This window comes from Legionella stuttgartensis, assembly GCF_977063405.2.
On the sequence record NZ_CDRUHA020000071.1, the window covers coordinates 323,357 to 341,317 of the forward strand.

The window sequence follows — 17,961 nt, forward strand, 5'->3', positions numbered from 1 at the left end:
AATAGCCATTACCATTGTTTTAATGTTCTAACACACTAATACATTAATATGAAAACACATACCACAATAAAACATTCTGCACTCCCTGATTTAATGCATGTAATCAGTTTGCTTGAGAACAAAGATGAAGCATTGCAATTTTTTACCGATTTATGCACTCCAGCCGAGCTCGAAGCAATGGCCGATCGGTGGCAGGTTGTTCCTTTATTGAGGCAAGGTATTCCCTATCGCACTATTCATGAGCAAACCGGGGTCAGCGTCACCACAATAACTCGTGTAGCACGCTGTTTGAGTTTTGGTACTGGCGGTTATGAACTAATCGCGAAAAAATTGGAGTTGTCGTGAAAAATCGTTTACGTTTAGCTTTACAGAAAAAGGGGCGCTTATCAGAGGAGTCGTTGAGTCTTTTACAACGATGCGGTTTAAAGTTTCGTATCAAACCAAATAGCTTACTCACACATGTTGATAACTTCCCCATAGATTTACTTTTTGTACGCGATGATGACATTCCTGTTTTAGTATTTGACGGTTTATGTGATGGCGGTATCGTTGGTGAAAACGTCTTATTAGAGGCCTCACTTGCTAATCCACAAAAAGGATACAAAATAACCGCTACGTTGGGTACGTGCACCTGTCGCTTATCCATTGCTGTACCTGAGTCCATGGACTATCAAGGACCAGGAAGTTTAGATGGTAAACGAATTGCTACCAGCTATCCCAATTTATTGAATCAATATTTACGTGAAAAAAAAATATGTGCTGAAAGCCTTGTCTTATCGGGTTCAATTGAGGTTGCCCCGCGAATGGGTATGGCTGATGCAATTTGTGATCTGGTTTCAAGTGGCCAAACGTTGGAGGACAACAAGCTCAACGAAGTGGATACAGTACTTTCAAGCCAAGCCGTATTGATTCAAGCTGATCAACACTCTCCCAACATGTTTCAAGACCTATTTGATATGCTTGCGCGAAGAATTCAATCAGTACAACAAGCTCAGGAACGAAAATATATTGTTTTTCATGCCCCAAAATCCGCCCTCGAAGCAATTGCAGAAAAACTACCTGGAGCTGAATCGCCCACAATTCTACCTTTGCCAGGAAATATGGACAAAGTAGCGGTTCACGTAGTTTCGAGCGAACGCGTATTTTGGAACACTTTAGAAACCATCCAAACCCTAGGCGCCAGTTCTATATTGGTTTTACCCATAGAAAAAATGTTGGAGTAGTATGATGTTATCGATTAAAAATTGGCAAACCATATCTCAAGATGAAAAAAAACTCTGTTTAACTCGCCCCATGCAAACCTCATCCGTAAAAAGCAAGGTAGACGAGATTATTAAACAAGTGCGAACGTTTGGAGATCAAGCCTTATTTGCATTTACAAAACAATTCGATGGTGCTTATTTAAAAAGCCTGCAGATCCCAACGAAGAAAATTGAAAACGCATCCATCAGTCGGCAATCTCTAAATGCCATTAATGAGGCAATCAAAACCATAACTGCTTACCACCAGGCCCTACTCCCGGAAAACAAAAATATATGTACCGCAAAAGGAGTGAATATCTACAGCACCTATAGGCCAATACAACGCGTGGGATTGTATATCCCCGGAGGCAACAAAACTCCTTTGGTTTCTTCATTGTTAATGCAAGCGATACCAGCCTTGGTTGCAGGATGTCCAACAAAAATATTATGTACACCTCCTGATGCATCAGGTTCGATTAATGAGCATTTACTTGTGGCCGCACGTTTATGTGGCATAGACACTATTTACGCAGTCGGAGGAGCTCAAGCCATTGCAGCTATGGCTTATGGGACTGAAACGGTTATTAAAGTGGATAAGATTTTTGGACCAGGAAACAGCTATGTCACAGAAGCAAAAACTTTGGTTGCCTCAGATCCATTGGGTGCGGCTATCGATATGCCAGCTGGCCCTTCCGAAGTGATGATCCTTGCAGACAATCAAGCAAATCCAGCATTTGTTGCTGCTGATCTACTTGCCCAAGCAGAACATGGAGTCGACTCTCAAGTAATTTTGATTTGCGATACACTTCAGTTCGCAGAACAGGTAAATCAACAGCTACAAGCCCAGTTTACCCGCTTATCAAGAACTCAAATAATCAATAAATCATTAGCAAACAGTGTAATTATTGTTTGTAACAATAAAACTGCACAATTAAATATGGTCAACATCTACGCACCAGAACACTTAATTATAAATCGTGAAGATGGAGGAGATTTACTCGATAAAATTCATAGTGTAGGAACTGTATTTCTTGGTTCCTGGGCTGCTGAAACGCTTGGTGATTACATAACCGGGTCGAATCACGTGCTACCCACCAACGGTTACGCCAAAAATCATAATGGCCTAAGTACACTCGATTTCCTAACTCGCTTTAATGTGCAATCGATTAATGAGGAAGGAATTAGAACATTAGGACCTGCCGCAATAGCACTGGCACAAATTGAAGGGTTGGATGCGCATGCACAGGCTGTAGCCATTAGGTTGAACTCATTGGAGATTTAAATGTCTGTACTTAACTTAATACGCCCTGAACTATTAAACAACAAACCTTATGTTTCTAATGGTGCTCCTAGATACCGATTACATGCCAATGAACTTCCTTGGTCTGCATTAAGTACGGATATTGATTTAAATTTTTATCCAGAAAAAAATCTGCTCGACCAGTTACAAGAACAATTGGCAAAACGCTATCAGGTTGATGCAAATCAAATGGTATTAACTCGCGGCTCGGATGATGGAATTGATTTAATCACTCGTTTATTTTTAAGTGCTGGTCAGGATGCATGTATGCAATTCGCTCCTACCTTTTCCATGTATGCATTTTATGTGTATTTACAAGATGCTCAACTTATTGAGTGCTCTTTAAATCCACAAAACAACTTCGAACTGTCCTTAGCAGATGTGCGAACCAGTTGGCAAAAAAATTGTAAACTCATTTTTTTGTGCAATCCTAATAATCCTACGGCCAACCTAATCGATCTGGATTTTATAGCGACTCTTTGTGAAGAATATAAAAATCGTTCCATTATTGTCGTTGATGAGGCATATATCGAATTTGCTCAAGCCCGAAGTGCAACGTCATTAATTCCCCAATTTGATAATTTAATTGTTTTACGTACTCTTTCCAAAGCCTATGGCCTAGCTAATCTTCGTTTAGGAATCATTTTAGCGCAAGAAAATTTAATCCAGGCCTTTAATAAAATCATGCCTCCCTTCCCGCTTTCCAGCGTAGTGATTGATTTAGCACTGCGCGCATTGGAAAAGCCAGAATGGTTTATTCAGACGATTAGCACAATTAAAGAATCTCGAACCAAGTTAGTGAAGGAGTTGCAAGCTTGCCCTGCAATTAAAAATGTCTATCCGACTGAAACAAACTTCATTCTTGTTCAAACCGACTATGCAATTGAATTAACTTCTTGGTTGGCCAATCAAGGCATAGCCATCAAAAGCTTTTTAACCAATTCATTACTACATGAGCATTTACGGATCACCGTTGGTGATGAGTCGCAAAATCAGCTATTGCTGCGTGCTTTATCTTCTTTTCAAAACAATGTTTCAGGATGTTAAAATGCAAAAAATCTTATTTATTGATCGTGACGGCACTTTGATTGAAGAACCTTTTGATTTTCAAGTAGATTCTTTAGATAAAATCAAACTCACGCCCCATGTTATTCCTTCATTACTGCAATTACAAAAGGAAGGATTTCGCTTTATTATGGTAAGCAATCAAAATGGTATAGGCACTCCTTCCTTCCCTGAAGATGATTTTATGATTTGTCATGAATTTACTTTGGATCTTTTCTCTTCTCAGGGAATATTTTTTGAAGAAATGTTTATTTGTCCTCACATGCCTGAAGAAAATTGTTTCTGTCGGAAACCAAAAACAGGGTTGGTGGATCAATTTTTAAAAGAAAGAGTAATCGATAAATCATTCTCCTGGGTTATTGGTGACCGAGAAACCGATCGACAATTTGCAGATAATCTCGGTATCAAATTTCTGCCTATCTCTCAAAAAAATGGATGGGATCAAGTTACCCAAACCATACTGAATCAAAAACGCACTGCAGTAATTCAAAGAAAAACAAAAGAAACTGATATCTCACTAACCTTAATTTTGGATAGGGATCAAAATAGTGTCATAAGCACACCGATACCATTTTTTAACCACATGCTGGAGCAAGTAGCCAAACATGGCGGATTTAATCTTGAATTATATGCCAAGGGCGATGTAGAAGTTGATGATCATCATCTTATTGAAGATACCGCCATTGCTTTAGGAGAAAGCCTAAAAAAAGCACTTGGTGATAAATGGGGTATTAACCGTTATGGCTTTACCTTACCCATGGATGAAGCTTTAGCTTCTATCGCTATTGATATCAGTGGGAGAGGCTTTTGCGAGTTTAAAGGTGAATTTACCCGGGAATTTGTGGGAGGTATGGCAACTGAGATGGTACCTCATTTCTTTAATTCATTAGCCACAGCACTTGGTGCAACTATTCACATTGAAGTTAAAGGCCAAAATCATCACCACATGATCGAAGCCTGTTTCAAATCATTAGGTAGAGCGCTAGGTCAGGCCTGTATGAAAACAAACAATGCGTTACCATCGACCAAGGGGGTATTATGATCGCGGTTATTGATGTGAGTGGCACAAATCTAACCTCTTTAGTTAATGCATTAAAAAGGTTGGGATTTAACTATCAATTAACGCACGATGCAAAGGTAATTAATAAAGCAAGTCATGTGATTCTGCCTGGTGTAGGTACCGCAGCTTATGGTATGAATGCACTACGTCAGTATGATTTGATTGACGTCATTACCTCATTAGAACAACCCTTGCTGGGAATTTGTCTCGGTATGCAATTATTGTTTGAACACAGCGAAGAAAATGATATTCGTTGTCTAGGAATGCTACCCGGAAGAATAAAACGTTTGCCCCGGCAGGAAAATTATCCGGTACCTCATATGGGGTGGAATCAGTTGCAATGGTGCACAGAATCATTCTTACAACACGGATTAAATAAACAAGATTATGTTTATTTCGTTCATAGTTATGCCCTTGGTGAGAGTGAGTATGCCTTGGCTTATTGTGAATACAGTGAACCTTTTACAGCAATAATTCAAAAAAATAATATTTGGGGCATGCAATTTCACCCAGAAAAATCAGCAGAAACCGGAATGACGTTACTGAATAATTTTTGTAACTTAAGGCTAGCTTAGACTGAACAGCCCTAGAGCGCCACCCACTAAATTTAACTGACTTAAAATATGGAGGCTGTATGATCCTTATCCCTGCAATTGATCTCCAAGCAGGTCGTTGTGTACGTTTACGACAAGGACAATTCGATCAAGTCACACAATTCGATACACTACCTATAGACCGTGCCACGTATTTCTCCCAATTAGGAGCGGAACGTTTACATATCGTTGATTTAGATGGCGCCCAAACAGGAGCGATGCAACAACTGTCTTTAATCTGCGCCATGCAAAACACTGGGATCACGGTGCAAGCCGGTGGCGGGATTCGCTCTTTAGAACAAGCCGCTTTATGTTTTTCAGCAGGAATATCCAACTTGGTTTTAGGCAGCGTTGCCATTACCAATCCGGTACTGACTGCACAAATCATTAAAGAGATAAATCCACAACACATTATCTTGGCTTTAGATATTCGAATGCAAAAAAAGATCCCTATACCCGCTACTCATGGGTGGCAAACCACATCAAATAGTAATTTATGGGATGTTGTTTCTCATTATCTGCAATTGAATGTCACCCAAATACTCTGTACTGATATTGCTTGTGATGGAATGATGCAAGGACCGAATTTTGAGTTATATAAAGAGGCTGTAGAACGTTTTCCACAAATTAAATGGCAAGCCTCAGGAGGTATTCGTAATGCAGAAGATATTGATCGATTGGAAGCATTGGGAGTTAGCGCAGCGATTCTGGGATTAAGCCTCTACCAAGGCACTTTAGACTTGGAATCAATGTTATCGGTGTAAGTTGTAGCCTGGGTAAAGCGCAGCGGAGCCCATGGCATTAATTTGAGTATAAATTATGTTAACCAAACGAATTATTCCATGTCTTGATGTACGCGATAATCAAGTCGTCAAAGGAATTAAATTTCGCAATCATCGCGTTGTTGGGAATATCCTTGAACTTGCAGAAGAATATTCCGCATCGGGTGCAGATGAGCTTGTATTTTATGATATTACTGCAAGTTCTGAGCAACGCTTAGTTTGCCCGGATTGGGTAAATCAAGTGGCCGGAACAATCAATATTCCTTTTACCGTAGCGGGTGGAATTCGTTCTCTTAATCAGGCAAAATCGGTATTAAATTCTGGAGCTGATAAAATATCCATTAATAGCCCAGCGTTAGAAACCCCCGACTTAATCAATGAATTAAGTCGGAATTTTGGAAGCCAATGCGTTGTAATCGGGATTGATAGTCAATGGATAGATAATGATTATTATGTCTATCAATATACCGGAGATGAGAAAAAAACGCTTAACTCCAGGCGCAAAACAAGAGAATGGATCAAGGAGGTACAAGATCGGGGAGCAGGAGAAATTGTACTTAACTGCATGCAATCAGATGGTGTACGCACAGGTTATGACCTACATCAATTAAAATTGATGCGACCTCTATGTCAGGTACCATTAATTGCTTCAGGAGGTGCTGGGGCACTAGATGATTTTACTAAAGTGTTCCTTGAGTCCCGAGTCGATGGTGCTTTAGCAGCCAGCATTTTTCATGACAAAATTTTGACGATACACGAAATAAAATTAGCACTTAAAAAACAAAAGATTGAGGTACGATTATGATTCATATGGAAATTAATTCTTTAGATTGGAAAAAAATGAATGGGCTATTACCAGCCATCATTCAAAATGCTGAAAACGGTAATGTTCTCATGCTCGGTTATATGAACCAGGAGGCTCTAATAGCAACCCTCACCACTGGCCAATTAAATCTCTATAGTCGAAGCCGTAAACGCTTGTGGCGTAAGGGAGAAACCTCAGGTAACAGCATGTCGGTACAACACATCAGTGTTGATTGCGACAATGACAGCCTGTTAATTCAGGTTCTTCCTAAAGGTCCTGCATGTCATTTAGGATACACAAGTTGCTTTCAACCCGCACATCACACCAACCTTGGATTTATTCATGAGTTAATTGAATTGATTAACGAACGAGCGGATTCAAAAAATGAAAACAGCTATACAGCAAAATTATTAGATTCTGGACTCTCGAGATGCGCTCAAAAAGTAGGAGAAGAAGCGGTAGAAACAGTAATTGCTGCTGTAAATAACGACCGAGAAGAATTAGTTAATGAATGTGCTGATTTAATTTTTCACTTATTTGTTTTGTTAAAAGCATCTGAACTGAGTTTTTATGATGTATTGCAATGTTTACAAGATAGAGACCGATCGGTTCATACCTAAATGGTATCATTAACTATTGGTGCAGCCGAATCCTCTATAAACCAATCCAACCCTATTCCGACGTCCCGCGGCTTGTCCGCGGGATGCAGAAGATCTGCCCTAAAACAATGGACCACGGACAAGCCGCGCTGACAGTGAGGTGCAGTCAGAGTCTGCTGCATTCAGGCTGCAAAATCGATTATACAACTGCCAATAAAACCGCAGTAAGATAATTTCCTTCTGGGAAAGACGCTAATGTAGGATGACAACTTGATGGGCCATACACCCCTAAAATCCGTGCTTGTTTCCCTACAGCTCCGGCTTGAGCACTCACCAGAGAGCAAAACTCCTGGGACGAAAGTGCTGAAGAACAATTACACGTCATTAATAAGGAGCCTGTTTTCATGTACTTAAACACTTCACGATGTAAAAACCGATAATAGTTTTTAGCACGCTCAACGTGCTGTTTGGATGGAACCAATTTAGGAGGATCAAGAACGACTACATCATAGTCCCCTGCTTTTGTTAAATACTCTCGTGCATCGGCTTCAATCCATTCAATTTGAGACACTCCATTTAATTCCGCATTCTTTTGAGCTTGCCCTATTGCTTGAGCAGAACTATCAACTGCAGTGACCTTTAAAGCACCTGCTTTCGCAGCATGTAATGCAAACCCCCCACTATAACAATAGAGATCTAAAACATTTTTTCCTTTAGATAATTGCGCAATACGTTGATGGTTCTCGCGTTGATCAAGGAATAATCCTGTTTTTTGTGCTTGAGCAAACTCAACTTCATAAATAACCCCTGCTTCAAGCACCTGGGTATTATAATGTTTCTCTTGAACTGTAATTTGCTTCCAGCCATCTTGTCCCAAGGGTTTACTTTGTGGCAACCATATAATTTGATCTGTGGGAAACAAAGTTTGTAATGCTTCAATAATAAGTTCTCGATTGAGCTCAACCCAATAAGCAGAGCTTGCAACCACACATGTTTGATTAAATCGATCGATGGTTAAGCCAGAAAGACCATCTGCTTCACTATTAAATAAACGATAGGCTGTAGTTTCTTCATTAGGTAAATTTAAACACTCTCTTACTTGCTTCGCTTGATTTAAGCGATGGGTAATCAAAGTGCGCAAATTACTTATATCAATGGATTCATTGGTAAGCGCCAAGACCCTGACTCTGTAGAGAGAATACTCATTATAGGCACCTACACCAATAAGTTTCTCATCTGCATTATAAATATCAACTAACTGTCCTGTAACTAATCTACCCTGAGTCTTCGCAATGGCCTTGGGGAATATCCAGGGATGACCGCGTAATACAGTATTTTGTTTTGCTGCAAGCAAAATAACTTTTGCATTCATTTTTCTATTTCCCAAAGAACAAAAATCGGCTAATCTACACAAAGAACGCTAGACCTGCAAGAGTTCGTAAATTTATAAAACCTAAGAAAAATCATTCCTCCTCCAATTAACTGGTGGAAAAATAAAAGTTAGGGACAGTATAGCAAATATGAAAACACTCTTTATCGCCCTTTTTGCTATTAATTTAGCAACGCATTCTGGTAATTGATATGGAAAACACACACAAGTTCTCTTATGGTCTCACCCTTGGGGCTTTAGGTGTTGTCTTTGGTGATATAGGAACCAGTCCTTTATATGCTTTAAAAGTAACTCTGAATAATATTGCTATTACTCAATCACATATTTTAGGCGTGCTATCGCTAATTTTTTGGTGTTTGATTCTTGTCATTTCATTCAAATATCTAATTTTGATTTTTCGGGCCGATAATGATGGTGAAGGAGGAATTCTCGCCCTTTTGGCACTAATGAAATATAAAAGCACCCGATATACGCCATTATTTTACATCATCGCAATTTTTGGGGCTGGATTACTCTTGGGTGATGGCATGCTGACGCCAGCCATCTCCGTAATTAGTGCTGTAGAAGGTCTTAGCACTCTTTCAGACACCTTTACTCCCTATATCTTACCTATAGCGGTTATTATTCTCATTCTCCTTTTCACCTTACAAGCAAGAGGAACCGGGAGTATTGGCAATCTATTTGGACCCATTATATTAATTTGGTTCTTTACTATTGCCATTCTTGGCATCGCACAAATTATTAAAGCTCCTATCGTGCTTACCGCAATCAATCCTTATTACGCATTCGATCTAATTCGCGATACAGGATTAAAAGGGTATTTGTTATTAGGCGGTATTTTTCTTGTGGTAACCGGAGGCGAAGCCCTTTACGCCGATATAGGACATTTTGGGAAAAACCCTATTCGTGCCGGTTGGTTTGCAGTTGTTCTCCCTTGTTTGATATTAAATTATTTTGGTCAAGGGGCTAACTTACTTATGAACCCTAATGCCATTAACAATCCTTTTTACATGATTGCCCCTGAATGGTTTTATATTCCATTAATTATCTTAGCTACTATTGCGACAATAATCGCGTCCCAAGCGGTGATTTCGGCAACCTTTTCGTTAACAAAACAAGCTGTTTTGCTGAGTTTATGCCCTCGTATACCCATAGTACAAACATCTAAGGAGTTTTCCGGACAGATTTATGTTCCACAAATCAACTTTATTTTGTTTATTGGAACCTTAACTTTTTGCATTGCCTTCAAAACTTCAGATCGACTTGCTCATGCATATGGAATTGCTGTGAATGCAGATATGCTTCTCATTGATGCAATGGTTGCTTATGCTGCATTATCCATTTGGAAATGGTCCAAATTTAAAGTTATCGCTATATTTGGATTATTCCTTACTATAGATTTTGCATTTCTTGGTTCAAATTTACATAAGTTTTTGACTGGTGGTTGGGTCCCTGTTACGTTCGCTTTAGCCATAGCAACCATTATGTATACCTGGAAGTTTGGCTTAGAATACTTGCGCGAAAATTATTACATGAATAAAGATGATATTTCCAAGATTCTCAGGCAATTAGAGTATAAAAGCTTAAATCAACTTACTGACTTGACTGCGGTATTTATCACCGATGTTTATGATAAAAGTGGCGGAAGCTTTCTACATTTCCTTAAGTTAAGCCGCGCTGTTCCCGAACGCGTGCTTATTGTGAATTATGTAGTAGATAACATCCCATATATACATTACAGCCAACGCTATGAAATTACCTGCTTACATGAGAAGGTATTCAATCTTACTTTGCACTATGGATTTATGGAAACTATTTCTATCCCCAGAGCTTTAGAACGTGCTTCAAATAAAAATCTTTTCCCCTTTAAGTTAAATGTTGATCGCGCTACTTATATGGTAGAAATACCAAATATTACAGCATCAAAATCAAAAAAATCATTAACCTTTTATTGGCAAGAAAAGTTATTTGCTTTTTTAATACGCAATTATTCGGCCAATTTAAACATCGACTTTTATAAACTACCATACAATAGAACGATGGCAATCGGTACCTATTATATTATGTAATCTTAGGAGTTTTTTATGTGGTTTAACAATGCACTAATCTATCAATATGAGTTGGATGAAGCGAGTGATTTAACAGCATCTCTCGCAGAAAATATCCTAAAGCCTTGTCCACCTCATGCTCGTTTTGTTTATGGATGGCTTCCTGCTTTTGCAGACGAAATGGTTCAAGAAGTTGCTGGGAGCTCTCTAATTTGTATGGGTAAAGAAGAACGTTTGCTGCCACGTGGTGTGATAAACAAAATGCTCGCTGAAAAAGTTCAAGCACTTGAAACCCAACAAGGCCGCACGATTAAACGTGCAGAGAAAGCACAAATGGCCGAAGATATTGAATTTGAATTACTACCCAAATCGTTTTGCGTCCAAAAAAGAATGCTTGCCATTTTGGATAGCGCGAGCAAAAGAATAATAGTAAATGCTTCCAGTAATAATCAAGCGTCGCAGCTTACTTCTCTGTTACGTAAGTCAGTAGCAGGAATTACGATTGAACCGTTAACCCATACTGAGAATTTAGCTTTACGATTTGCAGAATGGATTCACTCCCCGAATACTCTTCCTAACCATTTTCAATTAGCATCGGATTGCATCCTTTTTGCTCTTGATGATGAAAAAAAACGAGTGCATTGTAAGGGCTATGAGCTTCCTGCTGAGGAAATTATAACCTTACTATCACAAGGCATGGCAACCGCCGAAATTTCGTTAATCTGGAAAGAAAGAATTCAATTTACATTAACCCATGATTTTACATTCAAAAAACTTAAAAGCCTTGAATATCTTCTCGATGATTTTAACGACATCAAACAACTTGATGAAGAATATCAACAACGTGATGCCGCACTTACTTTATTAGCAGGTGAATTACGTGAGTTAACTAATGATCTTTTTGCAGCTGTCGCAGTGAAAGCAAAAGAACCTGAATTAGAAGAAGCTCTATAAATTTAAAATAAAAAGGGAGCGATGGCTCCCTTTTTTTATTCCTTGTTTCCCATTTAATTTGAGTATAAGACGAGGCGCCTCTTAAATTAATGGGGCAGAAACTTAAAAAAAGTATTATTAAGTTCCATTGCATTATATCTAACATCATACTATCTGATTTATATGCATCCAAGATGCCTTTTTCATCATTAAGGAATTAAGAAATTTTTTCCATCTTGGCAGTATGATAAGTTGCTTTATAAACAGCCAGAGCTTCTTCTGCAGCCTGATGAAAACCTAAAGCCATATTTGCATCATGCATAACCACTAAAGCTTGTTTTACACTTGGAGCTTGTGGATAGTTTTTAACAACGTAACTTGCTCTATTAATTGCTGCAACATACATCTGACGCTTATAATAGAACGTCGCTACATTTAGCTCATGCTGTGCGAACATATTACGTAAGTAAGTCATCCGTTGTAATGCATTAGCTTTATATTTGCTGTCTGGAAACTTTTGAATCAAAATACCGAAATCAGAATAAGCCTGTGTTTGTGTTCCAGGATCTCTCCATGATTCATCTAGAGGTAAAAATTTTGCAAAAACCCCACGGCTTTGTTGGAAATTAGCCATTCCACGCATGTAATATGCATAATCTACGTTTTTTGCGCGTGGATAAAGATGAATAAACCGCTCTGCAGTTGCTGCAGAAGAAGGATAATCTTCATTTTTATAATATGCGTAGATTAATTGCCGCTGCGAATTTTCAGTATAATCACTAAACGGATACATTGTTTCAATTGCTTCAAGATGTTTTATTGCAGTTGCATATTCCTTTTTGTGTAGGTCCTTCTGAGCCGCGGTATAAAGCTGTTCAGCAGTCATTCCTTTGTAAGGATTATTATCTTCATCATCCTTACCCCACCATGTTTTACATGCAGATAAAGAGACAATAAGACCGATTAGGAACAACATTCGAATTCGTTTCATAAACTACACCTATCTAAATATATATCTGTTGCATCCGCACAACAGCCACAAAAATTTGAAACATTATACCTAGGACTATTTAATTTGCGAACATTCTTCTGTTTTTTTTAAAAAATGGAGCAATTTAAAACAACAGTCTAAAAAAATGACCTACGACTGCCTAGAATATAAAAAAATATTTGCAAAAGCAGAGTTGTTAGGATAGTATTCTCGGCTGTCGGAGAGATGGCAGAGCGGTCGAATGCGGCGGTCTTGAAAACCGTTGAAGGGCAACCTTCCCAGGGTTCGAATCCCTGTCTCTCCGCCAAGTCTTAAATACCCCACTCTTGATAACCTATTAATTCAAAAAAATAAAGTTCTAATATCGCTATCAGTTTCCTTTCAAATAATATAAGTTCCTATAATAAAAAAAGTTCAATATTGAAATTATATGGGCCGTTGATATAGTAAGGCCATCTATTATTTTTGGAGAATCCGTATGTTAAGGAATACCGTAAAGCGGTTTGGTACTATGACAAAACTACTGCATTGGTTAATTTTTATTTTAATAACCGCACAATTTTATTTTGTCTGGTCTCTTAGCGAAAACTCCCCTCTCACAGGCCCTTATATCATGTTACATAAGTCTGTTGGCATGACCCTCTTAATATTGGGGATCCTATTTTTCATTTGGCATATCTTCAATGTGAAACCTCTACCCCCAGAAACTCAACCACGATGGCAATATATTATTTCTAAAGCGGTCCATCATACCCTGTTCCTCCTTATAATGCTCATGCCAATTATTGGTTATCTATTAACGTGTGCTGATGGAAAACCTATTAACTTTTTTGGTTTGTTTACCATACCCTGTCTTATTTCAGCGAATGAGCATCTTGGAGGCATTATGTTTTTAGCTCATGAAACACTTGCGTTTGTCATTCTATTTTTGGTGGGGGTTCATATTCTTGCAGCTTTATATCATCATTTTATCTACAAAGATAATGTATTGAAGCGTATGCTTCCATTTACGTCTAATGAGTAAGTTTGGATAACGAAGAAAGGCAAAACAATGACTTGATCAGGTAAAGATTAGACTTTACCTGATCAAAAAACCTCTTAGACTATTGATAAGCTGGGTACTCTGGAGGAGCTGAAGGCCGTAGATTCAATGTATGTTCAGAATATGACGGTGGTGGTTGCTGCGAATAAAAGCTTGGTGTATAGACAGGTTGTGGGATAGGTTGCGGGAGCCTGCAATCAAAACGCAAATTACCCACATCAACAATACTCATCTCACCGCGACGTAATTTCCTTAACTTTGTAAGTAATTCATTGACTTCACTTCCATTTTCATCAAAATAACGAGTGAAAAAAGAAGGGATTGGCTTCTCATTACCTAACACATTCGCTATTTCCGCACGCAATGCAACCATAGCACATTTTACTGCAATGGGATCAATTGTCTTTTGTCGTAAGGACTCTTCTTCTGCAGCGGTTAATTGAAATCGCTGTGGATCTTCAGGGTCCATAGACTCTTTATTCGCTGATGTATTAATGGAATCATACATCATACTCATTGCCCAACATCCAATACCAGCACCTATTGTTGTAAACAATACCGCTCCAAGAATCACAATACCCACAGGATTGAGCCCTGCTGCCACTGCAAGAGCAATAAGAGGCGCCGCCGCGAAATTAAGCGTTAAAGAGGCAGAACCTGCACCAAATGCAAGAGAAGTTGCAAACATTAATGCACCCTTCAGCCATCCTTCGCCATAATAAAATCGTTCCATACTGCTTGCAAATTCATCCACCATATAGGCTAGAGCAATGAACGCTAAAACAGCCGCAATCGCAGCTAAAGCGATAACAAGTAAAGCTAGAATTAATTTACCTAAATCATCATTTGAAGATGAACTGTGTCCGTGATGATTAGAAGGGAAACAACAACTTGAATCATGATGGCGAGCATGATGGCGAGAATCGAGTACGTAGCTCAAAATCAGCCAATTGGTGAGTGTTGAGTCGTGATGACTATAGTTATTGTAAATATTCGTTTCATATTTAACTTGCGGGTTAAACTTAGGCGGTTTAGGATTAAAATCGCGTTGTTGGGTGGCAGTCAGATTTCTATAGAACGGTAAAGCATAAAATATTTTATTAAAAGCCGCATACACTTTAATTTTTTCTTCTCCGTCTAGAGAAGATAGGGAGCTATAAGGCGACTCCAGGGAATACTGCACTGCACCATACATTTCATAATACATGGCAGTAGCATCAAGATGACGGTCCATGCAATGTTTATAATGATTTAACATGTGACCATATAACTGCTTCAATTTAAGATCGGTAAACTTCGTACTTAAATCAGACATACAGAGACTCCTATTATTGGGGTAACATCGGCAAACATTGCTATTTAGCTTCTAAATAAAACCTCTAACCTAAAAACTATCCAGCATGTTTGTCCAGATCCTAATGCCTCACAATTTGTGCGCGACTAATTAAACTTTTTTCATACAAGTCATAATCCATCATGCCATAGCTTGCTTCAATTTGTTGAATTAAGCTATCTTGTTGCTCCCTGTCTAATGTACTCAATTTCCCATCATGAATCTGCTTTAATCTCACTACCACATAATCACCATTTGGCATCACAAGGCCATCGCGACTTTCTGGTCGTAATAAATTGAACGCCGTATCATTAATATCGGTATCAACTTTATCATTATCTCGTGTTGACCGAAGTTCTGATTTCCATACTAGATGGTTTGAGTGGATCAACTCTTGCTGTTGTTTATCTTCAATCGGACTTAATAAATTCATGCCAACTTCTTTAGCTTTAGCTTCAGCACTTTTCTTAACTAAAATTTTATTAATTTGATCATGAACAGACTCCAAAGACTGTTCTGTTTCATCCCAGTGACGATTAACCCGTACCACTACTACCGAATCATTATCAATTTGTATTGGTTCACTATTATTACTTAAATCAAGAACATCATGACTGAATGCAGCATTTATTACCTGTTTATTCTTGGTAATATTTTCGACACCATCAGCTCTTGAGAAAGGCTTTGTTGTTTCGATTTTTAAATTTAAAGCGTCTGCAACTGGCTGAAGCGAATCAGGAGATTGATAGCTCAAATCAGATAATTGTTCCAAAGCTTGCGTATATTTGTTTTGGGCTGCTTCAGCAATCAGTTGTTCTTTAATCGATTGCTCTACTTCAGAGAAAGATTTTGTAGAAACTGGTTTATAAGCAATTACTTTAAAAATTTCATAACCATGTTTCGTTTTTTCAGGTGATGATATCTGACCTGGTTTGGTTAAATTAGATAAAATTTGATTGTAATCATTCTGTCCAGCAGTGATCCAAGGCAGAACGCCCTTATCTGCTATAGAAAGTTTATCGTCTGATAGCGTTGAAACAAAATGGTCAAATTGCTCCGGATTTTTTTGTAAGGCCTGATATGCATCATTGGCTTTTTTCTGAATTTTTTCTAAATCAGCTTGGTTTGCATCTTCTGGAACAGCAAATAAAATATGGGCTACTTGCCAACTCGCAGGTATTAAATAACTATTTTGGTTTTCTTCATAGTAACGTTTTACATCATCATCAGAAATTTTAATTTTGTTTTTAATATCATGCATCGACAAAGAAACATAATCCAAACTAACTTTTTCTGGGGTCATGAATTCTTTTTTATGGTTTTTATAATAACTAGTTATTTCCTGTGGAGTAATCTGTATATCCTTCTCAAAAAGTGATGCCGGGATAGTTAAGTAGTCATAGTCTCGACTTTGCATATACAGACTTACAAAACGATCGATTTCATCAGGTAAAGCAAAAGAACTTCCCATAAAAGCAAATCGTTGTTGATTTAATAACATCCCCTGTTTTACTTCATTTTGAAAACTTGATTGAGTGAATAAGGCTGCATTTAACGCTTGCTGATATTTTTGAGCAGAGAAATGACCGTCTTCCTGGAACTGAGGAATACTCAAAATTGCTGCATCTGCTTGATTCGAGCTGACATCAAATCCATTTTTTCGAGCCGCTTGCACTAAAACTTCATTAGTAATCATTTGCTCGAGAACTTGATTTTGCAGCTTTTTCTCATCTGCAGCAGTCATCTGTTCAATATCTTGCATAGAACGAGCACGTCTATAATTAGTCTCAAAAGCCTGCATTGTTAAAGGCTGACCATTGACAACAACCTTGGAGTTTGTTGTTTGACGTGATTGTAGATAGTAATCCACACCAAAAAGTGTGAACGTAATACCGATTAAAATAACTACTAACCAAGCTACAACACCCTGTATACGTTCATTTAACTTTTGTAACATGTCCCGAGATCCATATATTAATTAAGGGTTTATTTAATTTAGCGAGGCCGATTATACCCCAGACTGAAAAAAATCAAAACAAAAACAACAGCACACTTATTTTGCAAAATTTTTCTTTCCTGATCAGCTTGAAAATTGGTGAAATGGGTATGGAGTTTCATTTTCATAGCATCACCTAATCTTTCTCTAAGTAAAAAGAATCAGAAATGAAAGGAAATATATTTTGACATAAACAATCATTCAAGATAAAAAAAACGCGCCTTTCGGCGCGTTAATCTGGCGGAGTGGACGGGGCTCGAACCCGCGACCCCCGGCGTGACAGGCCGGTATTCTGACCAACTGAACTACCACTCCATTTCTTGGTGGGTGCTGTAGGGATCGAACCTACGACCCTCGCCTTGTAAGGGCGATGCTCTCCCAGCTGAGCTAAGCACCCAGAAAACTTATGCTTCTTGCACCGCTTCTTTCAGGTTTTTACCCGCTTTAAACTTGGCTACTCGTGACGCTTTAATTTGAATAATTTTACCAGTTTGTGGGTTTCTACCTGTTCTAGCTGAACGATTGCCTGTTGAAAAAGAACCGAAACCAGGTATTACCACTTGATCACCATTTTTTAAAACATTAGTAATAGTATCAGTAAAAGTTTCGAGAACTCGGCTTGCGTCAGCTTTTGTTAAACCCGAACCACTTGCTATAGCATCAACTAATTCGCTCTTATTCATTGCTTCCCCTATACTGTTAATCTTCCATACTTCTAAGTTAATTTAACTAAACTTATTAAACTAACCGGTCGAGTAGTTACTTCCTTGCAATGCCCGCTAG

Annotated in this window: 17 protein-coding genes and 3 tRNA genes; 13 read left to right on the plus strand and 7 right to left on the minus strand. The window is 38.4% G+C overall.

The window, feature by feature from the left end; genetic code table 11:
- Window positions 1–48 precede the first annotated feature (48 nt).
- From ACWTEW_RS26090 to hisIE, 9 genes are read left to right on the plus strand one after another with little or no spacing between them, the layout of a single operon-like run.
- On the plus strand, window positions 49–345 hold the full coding sequence (locus ACWTEW_RS26090; protein ID WP_454781010.1) for a YerC/YecD family TrpR-related protein: 297 nt from the start codon (window positions 49–51) through the stop codon (window positions 343–345).
- A complete protein-coding gene (gene hisG / locus ACWTEW_RS26095; protein WP_454781011.1) occupies window positions 342–1,223 on the plus strand; it encodes an ATP phosphoribosyltransferase in 882 nt (293 codons plus the stop codon). Before ACWTEW_RS26090 ends, hisG begins: the two co-directional genes overlap by 4 nt.
- A 4-nt stretch (window positions 1,224–1,227) precedes the next feature.
- The gene (hisD, locus tag ACWTEW_RS26100; protein ID WP_454781278.1) at window positions 1,228–2,523 is read left to right on the plus strand and encodes a histidinol dehydrogenase; all 1,296 of its coding nucleotides are present in this window, start codon (window positions 1,228–1,230) and stop codon (window positions 2,521–2,523) included.
- On the plus strand, window positions 2,524–3,588 hold the full coding sequence (hisC, locus tag ACWTEW_RS26105; RefSeq protein ID WP_454781012.1) for a histidinol-phosphate transaminase: 1,065 nt from the start codon (window positions 2,524–2,526) through the stop codon (window positions 3,586–3,588).
- A gap of 1 nt (window position 3,589) precedes the next feature.
- Entirely contained in the window at window positions 3,590–4,648 is a 1,059-nt protein-coding gene (gene hisB / locus ACWTEW_RS26110) for a bifunctional histidinol-phosphatase/imidazoleglycerol-phosphate dehydratase HisB (protein ID WP_454781013.1), read from the plus strand.
- Window positions 4,645–5,241: an imidazole glycerol phosphate synthase subunit HisH gene (gene hisH, locus ACWTEW_RS26115; RefSeq protein ID WP_454781014.1), complete on the plus strand. Its 597-nt coding sequence runs from the start codon at window positions 4,645–4,647 to the stop codon at window positions 5,239–5,241. The genes hisB and hisH overlap by 4 nt, the downstream gene beginning before the upstream one ends.
- 59 nt (window positions 5,242–5,300) lie before the next feature.
- Window positions 5,301–6,023 carry a 1-(5-phosphoribosyl)-5-[(5-phosphoribosylamino)methylideneamino] imidazole-4-carboxamide isomerase gene (locus ACWTEW_RS26120; protein WP_454781015.1) on the plus strand — a complete coding sequence of 241 codons (723 nt, stop codon included), beginning with the start codon at window positions 5,301–5,303 and terminating at the stop codon, window positions 6,021–6,023.
- A 55-nt stretch (window positions 6,024–6,078) separates the two neighbouring features.
- On the plus strand, window positions 6,079–6,846 hold the full coding sequence (gene hisF, locus ACWTEW_RS26125) for an imidazole glycerol phosphate synthase subunit HisF (protein WP_454781016.1): 768 nt from the start codon (window positions 6,079–6,081) through the stop codon (window positions 6,844–6,846).
- Window positions 6,843–7,466 (plus strand): bifunctional phosphoribosyl-AMP cyclohydrolase/phosphoribosyl-ATP diphosphatase HisIE, encoded by a 624-nt coding sequence (hisIE, locus tag ACWTEW_RS26130; RefSeq protein ID WP_454781017.1) that lies wholly within the window; start codon window positions 6,843–6,845, stop codon window positions 7,464–7,466. The genes hisF and hisIE overlap by 4 nt, the downstream gene beginning before the upstream one ends.
- Window positions 7,467–7,644: 178 nt before the next feature.
- On the opposite strand, the gene ACWTEW_RS26135 is transcribed toward hisIE, so the two are convergent.
- The gene (locus ACWTEW_RS26135) at window positions 7,645–8,817 is read right to left on the minus strand and encodes a class I SAM-dependent rRNA methyltransferase (protein ID WP_454781018.1); all 1,173 of its coding nucleotides are present in this window, start codon (window positions 8,815–8,817) and stop codon (window positions 7,645–7,647) included.
- Between the two features lie 209 nt (window positions 8,818–9,026).
- Between ACWTEW_RS26135 and ACWTEW_RS26140 the strand changes: the two genes are divergently transcribed.
- Window positions 9,027–10,904 (plus strand): potassium transporter Kup, encoded by a 1,878-nt coding sequence (locus ACWTEW_RS26140; protein ID WP_454781019.1) that lies wholly within the window; start codon window positions 9,027–9,029, stop codon window positions 10,902–10,904.
- A 15-nt stretch (window positions 10,905–10,919) separates the two neighbouring features.
- Entirely contained in the window at window positions 10,920–11,837 is a 918-nt protein-coding gene (locus ACWTEW_RS26145) for a recombination-associated protein RdgC (protein ID WP_454781020.1), read from the plus strand.
- Between the two features lie 196 nt (window positions 11,838–12,033).
- Here ACWTEW_RS26145 and ACWTEW_RS26150 read toward each other — a convergent pair whose 3' ends face one another.
- Complete coding sequence (locus ACWTEW_RS26150; RefSeq protein ID WP_454781021.1) at window positions 12,034–12,807, minus strand: outer membrane protein assembly factor BamD; 774 nt, start codon at window positions 12,805–12,807, stop codon at window positions 12,034–12,036.
- A 219-nt stretch (window positions 12,808–13,026) separates the two neighbouring features.
- Here ACWTEW_RS26150 and ACWTEW_RS26155 point away from each other — a divergent pair.
- Window positions 13,027–13,114: transfer RNA gene (locus tag ACWTEW_RS26155), tRNA-Ser, on the plus strand.
- Between the two features lie 171 nt (window positions 13,115–13,285).
- Complete coding sequence (locus tag ACWTEW_RS26160) at window positions 13,286–13,831, plus strand: cytochrome b (RefSeq protein WP_454781022.1); 546 nt, start codon at window positions 13,286–13,288, stop codon at window positions 13,829–13,831.
- Window positions 13,832–13,910: 79 nt separating this feature from the next.
- Here ACWTEW_RS26160 and ACWTEW_RS26165 read toward each other — a convergent pair whose 3' ends face one another.
- The 5 genes from ACWTEW_RS26165 to ACWTEW_RS26185 all read right to left on the minus strand — a co-directional run bounded on the left by ACWTEW_RS26165 (window position 13,911) and on the right by ACWTEW_RS26185 (window position 17,861).
- Window positions 13,911–15,164: a hypothetical protein gene (locus ACWTEW_RS26165; protein ID WP_454781023.1), complete on the minus strand. Its 1,254-nt coding sequence runs from the start codon at window positions 15,162–15,164 to the stop codon at window positions 13,911–13,913.
- A 100-nt stretch (window positions 15,165–15,264) separates the two neighbouring features.
- Window positions 15,265–17,139, minus strand: coding sequence for a SurA N-terminal domain-containing protein (locus tag ACWTEW_RS26170; RefSeq protein ID WP_454781024.1), 1,875 nt, complete (start codon window positions 17,137–17,139; stop codon window positions 15,265–15,267).
- A gap of 277 nt (window positions 17,140–17,416) precedes the next feature.
- Window positions 17,417–17,493: transfer RNA gene (locus tag ACWTEW_RS26175), tRNA-Asp, on the minus strand.
- 6 nt (window positions 17,494–17,499) lie between these two features.
- A tRNA-Val gene (locus ACWTEW_RS26180) sits at window positions 17,500–17,575 on the minus strand.
- 7 nt (window positions 17,576–17,582) lie between these two features.
- Window positions 17,583–17,861, minus strand: a complete 279-nt coding sequence (locus tag ACWTEW_RS26185; RefSeq protein WP_182390910.1) for an HU family DNA-binding protein — start codon at window positions 17,859–17,861, stop codon at window positions 17,583–17,585.
- Between the last annotated feature and the right edge of the window lie 100 nt (window positions 17,862–17,961).

What these genes read in the sequence shown, in the direction of transcription:
- ACWTEW_RS26160 (WP_454781022.1), top strand. Translation starts at nt 13,286, where the DNA reads ATGTTAAGGAATACCGTAAAGCGGTTTGGTACTATGACAAAACTACTG.
- hisB (WP_454781013.1), top strand. Translation starts at nt 3,590, where the DNA reads ATGCAAAAAATCTTATTTATTGATCGTGACGGCACTTTGATTGAAGAA.
- hisC (WP_454781012.1), top strand. Translation starts at nt 2,524, where the DNA reads ATGTCTGTACTTAACTTAATACGCCCTGAACTATTAAACAACAAACCT.
- hisF (WP_454781016.1), top strand. Translation starts at nt 6,079, where the DNA reads ATGTTAACCAAACGAATTATTCCATGTCTTGATGTACGCGATAATCAA.
- ACWTEW_RS26150 (WP_454781021.1), bottom strand. Translation starts at nt 12,807, where the DNA reads ATGAAACGAATTCGAATGTTGTTCCTAATCGGTCTTATTGTCTCTTTA.
- hisIE (WP_454781017.1), top strand. Translation starts at nt 6,843, where the DNA reads ATGATTCATATGGAAATTAATTCTTTAGATTGGAAAAAAATGAATGGG.
- ACWTEW_RS26165 (WP_454781023.1), bottom strand. Translation starts at nt 15,164, where the DNA reads ATGTCTGATTTAAGTACGAAGTTTACCGATCTTAAATTGAAGCAGTTA.
- ACWTEW_RS26170 (WP_454781024.1), bottom strand. Translation starts at nt 17,139, where the DNA reads ATGTTACAAAAGTTAAATGAACGTATACAGGGTGTTGTAGCTTGGTTA.
- ACWTEW_RS26135 (WP_454781018.1), bottom strand. Translation starts at nt 8,817, where the DNA reads ATGAATGCAAAAGTTATTTTGCTTGCAGCAAAACAAAATACTGTATTA.
- hisH (WP_454781014.1), top strand. Translation starts at nt 4,645, where the DNA reads ATGATCGCGGTTATTGATGTGAGTGGCACAAATCTAACCTCTTTAGTT.
- ACWTEW_RS26145 (WP_454781020.1), top strand. Translation starts at nt 10,920, where the DNA reads ATGTGGTTTAACAATGCACTAATCTATCAATATGAGTTGGATGAAGCG.
- ACWTEW_RS26140 (WP_454781019.1), top strand. Translation starts at nt 9,027, where the DNA reads ATGGAAAACACACACAAGTTCTCTTATGGTCTCACCCTTGGGGCTTTA.
- ACWTEW_RS26185 (WP_182390910.1), bottom strand. Translation starts at nt 17,861, where the DNA reads ATGAATAAGAGCGAATTAGTTGATGCTATAGCAAGTGGTTCGGGTTTA.
- ACWTEW_RS26090 (WP_454781010.1), top strand. Translation starts at nt 49, where the DNA reads ATGAAAACACATACCACAATAAAACATTCTGCACTCCCTGATTTAATG.
- ACWTEW_RS26120 (WP_454781015.1), top strand. Translation starts at nt 5,301, where the DNA reads ATGATCCTTATCCCTGCAATTGATCTCCAAGCAGGTCGTTGTGTACGT.
- hisD (WP_454781278.1), top strand. Translation starts at nt 1,228, where the DNA reads ATGTTATCGATTAAAAATTGGCAAACCATATCTCAAGATGAAAAAAAA.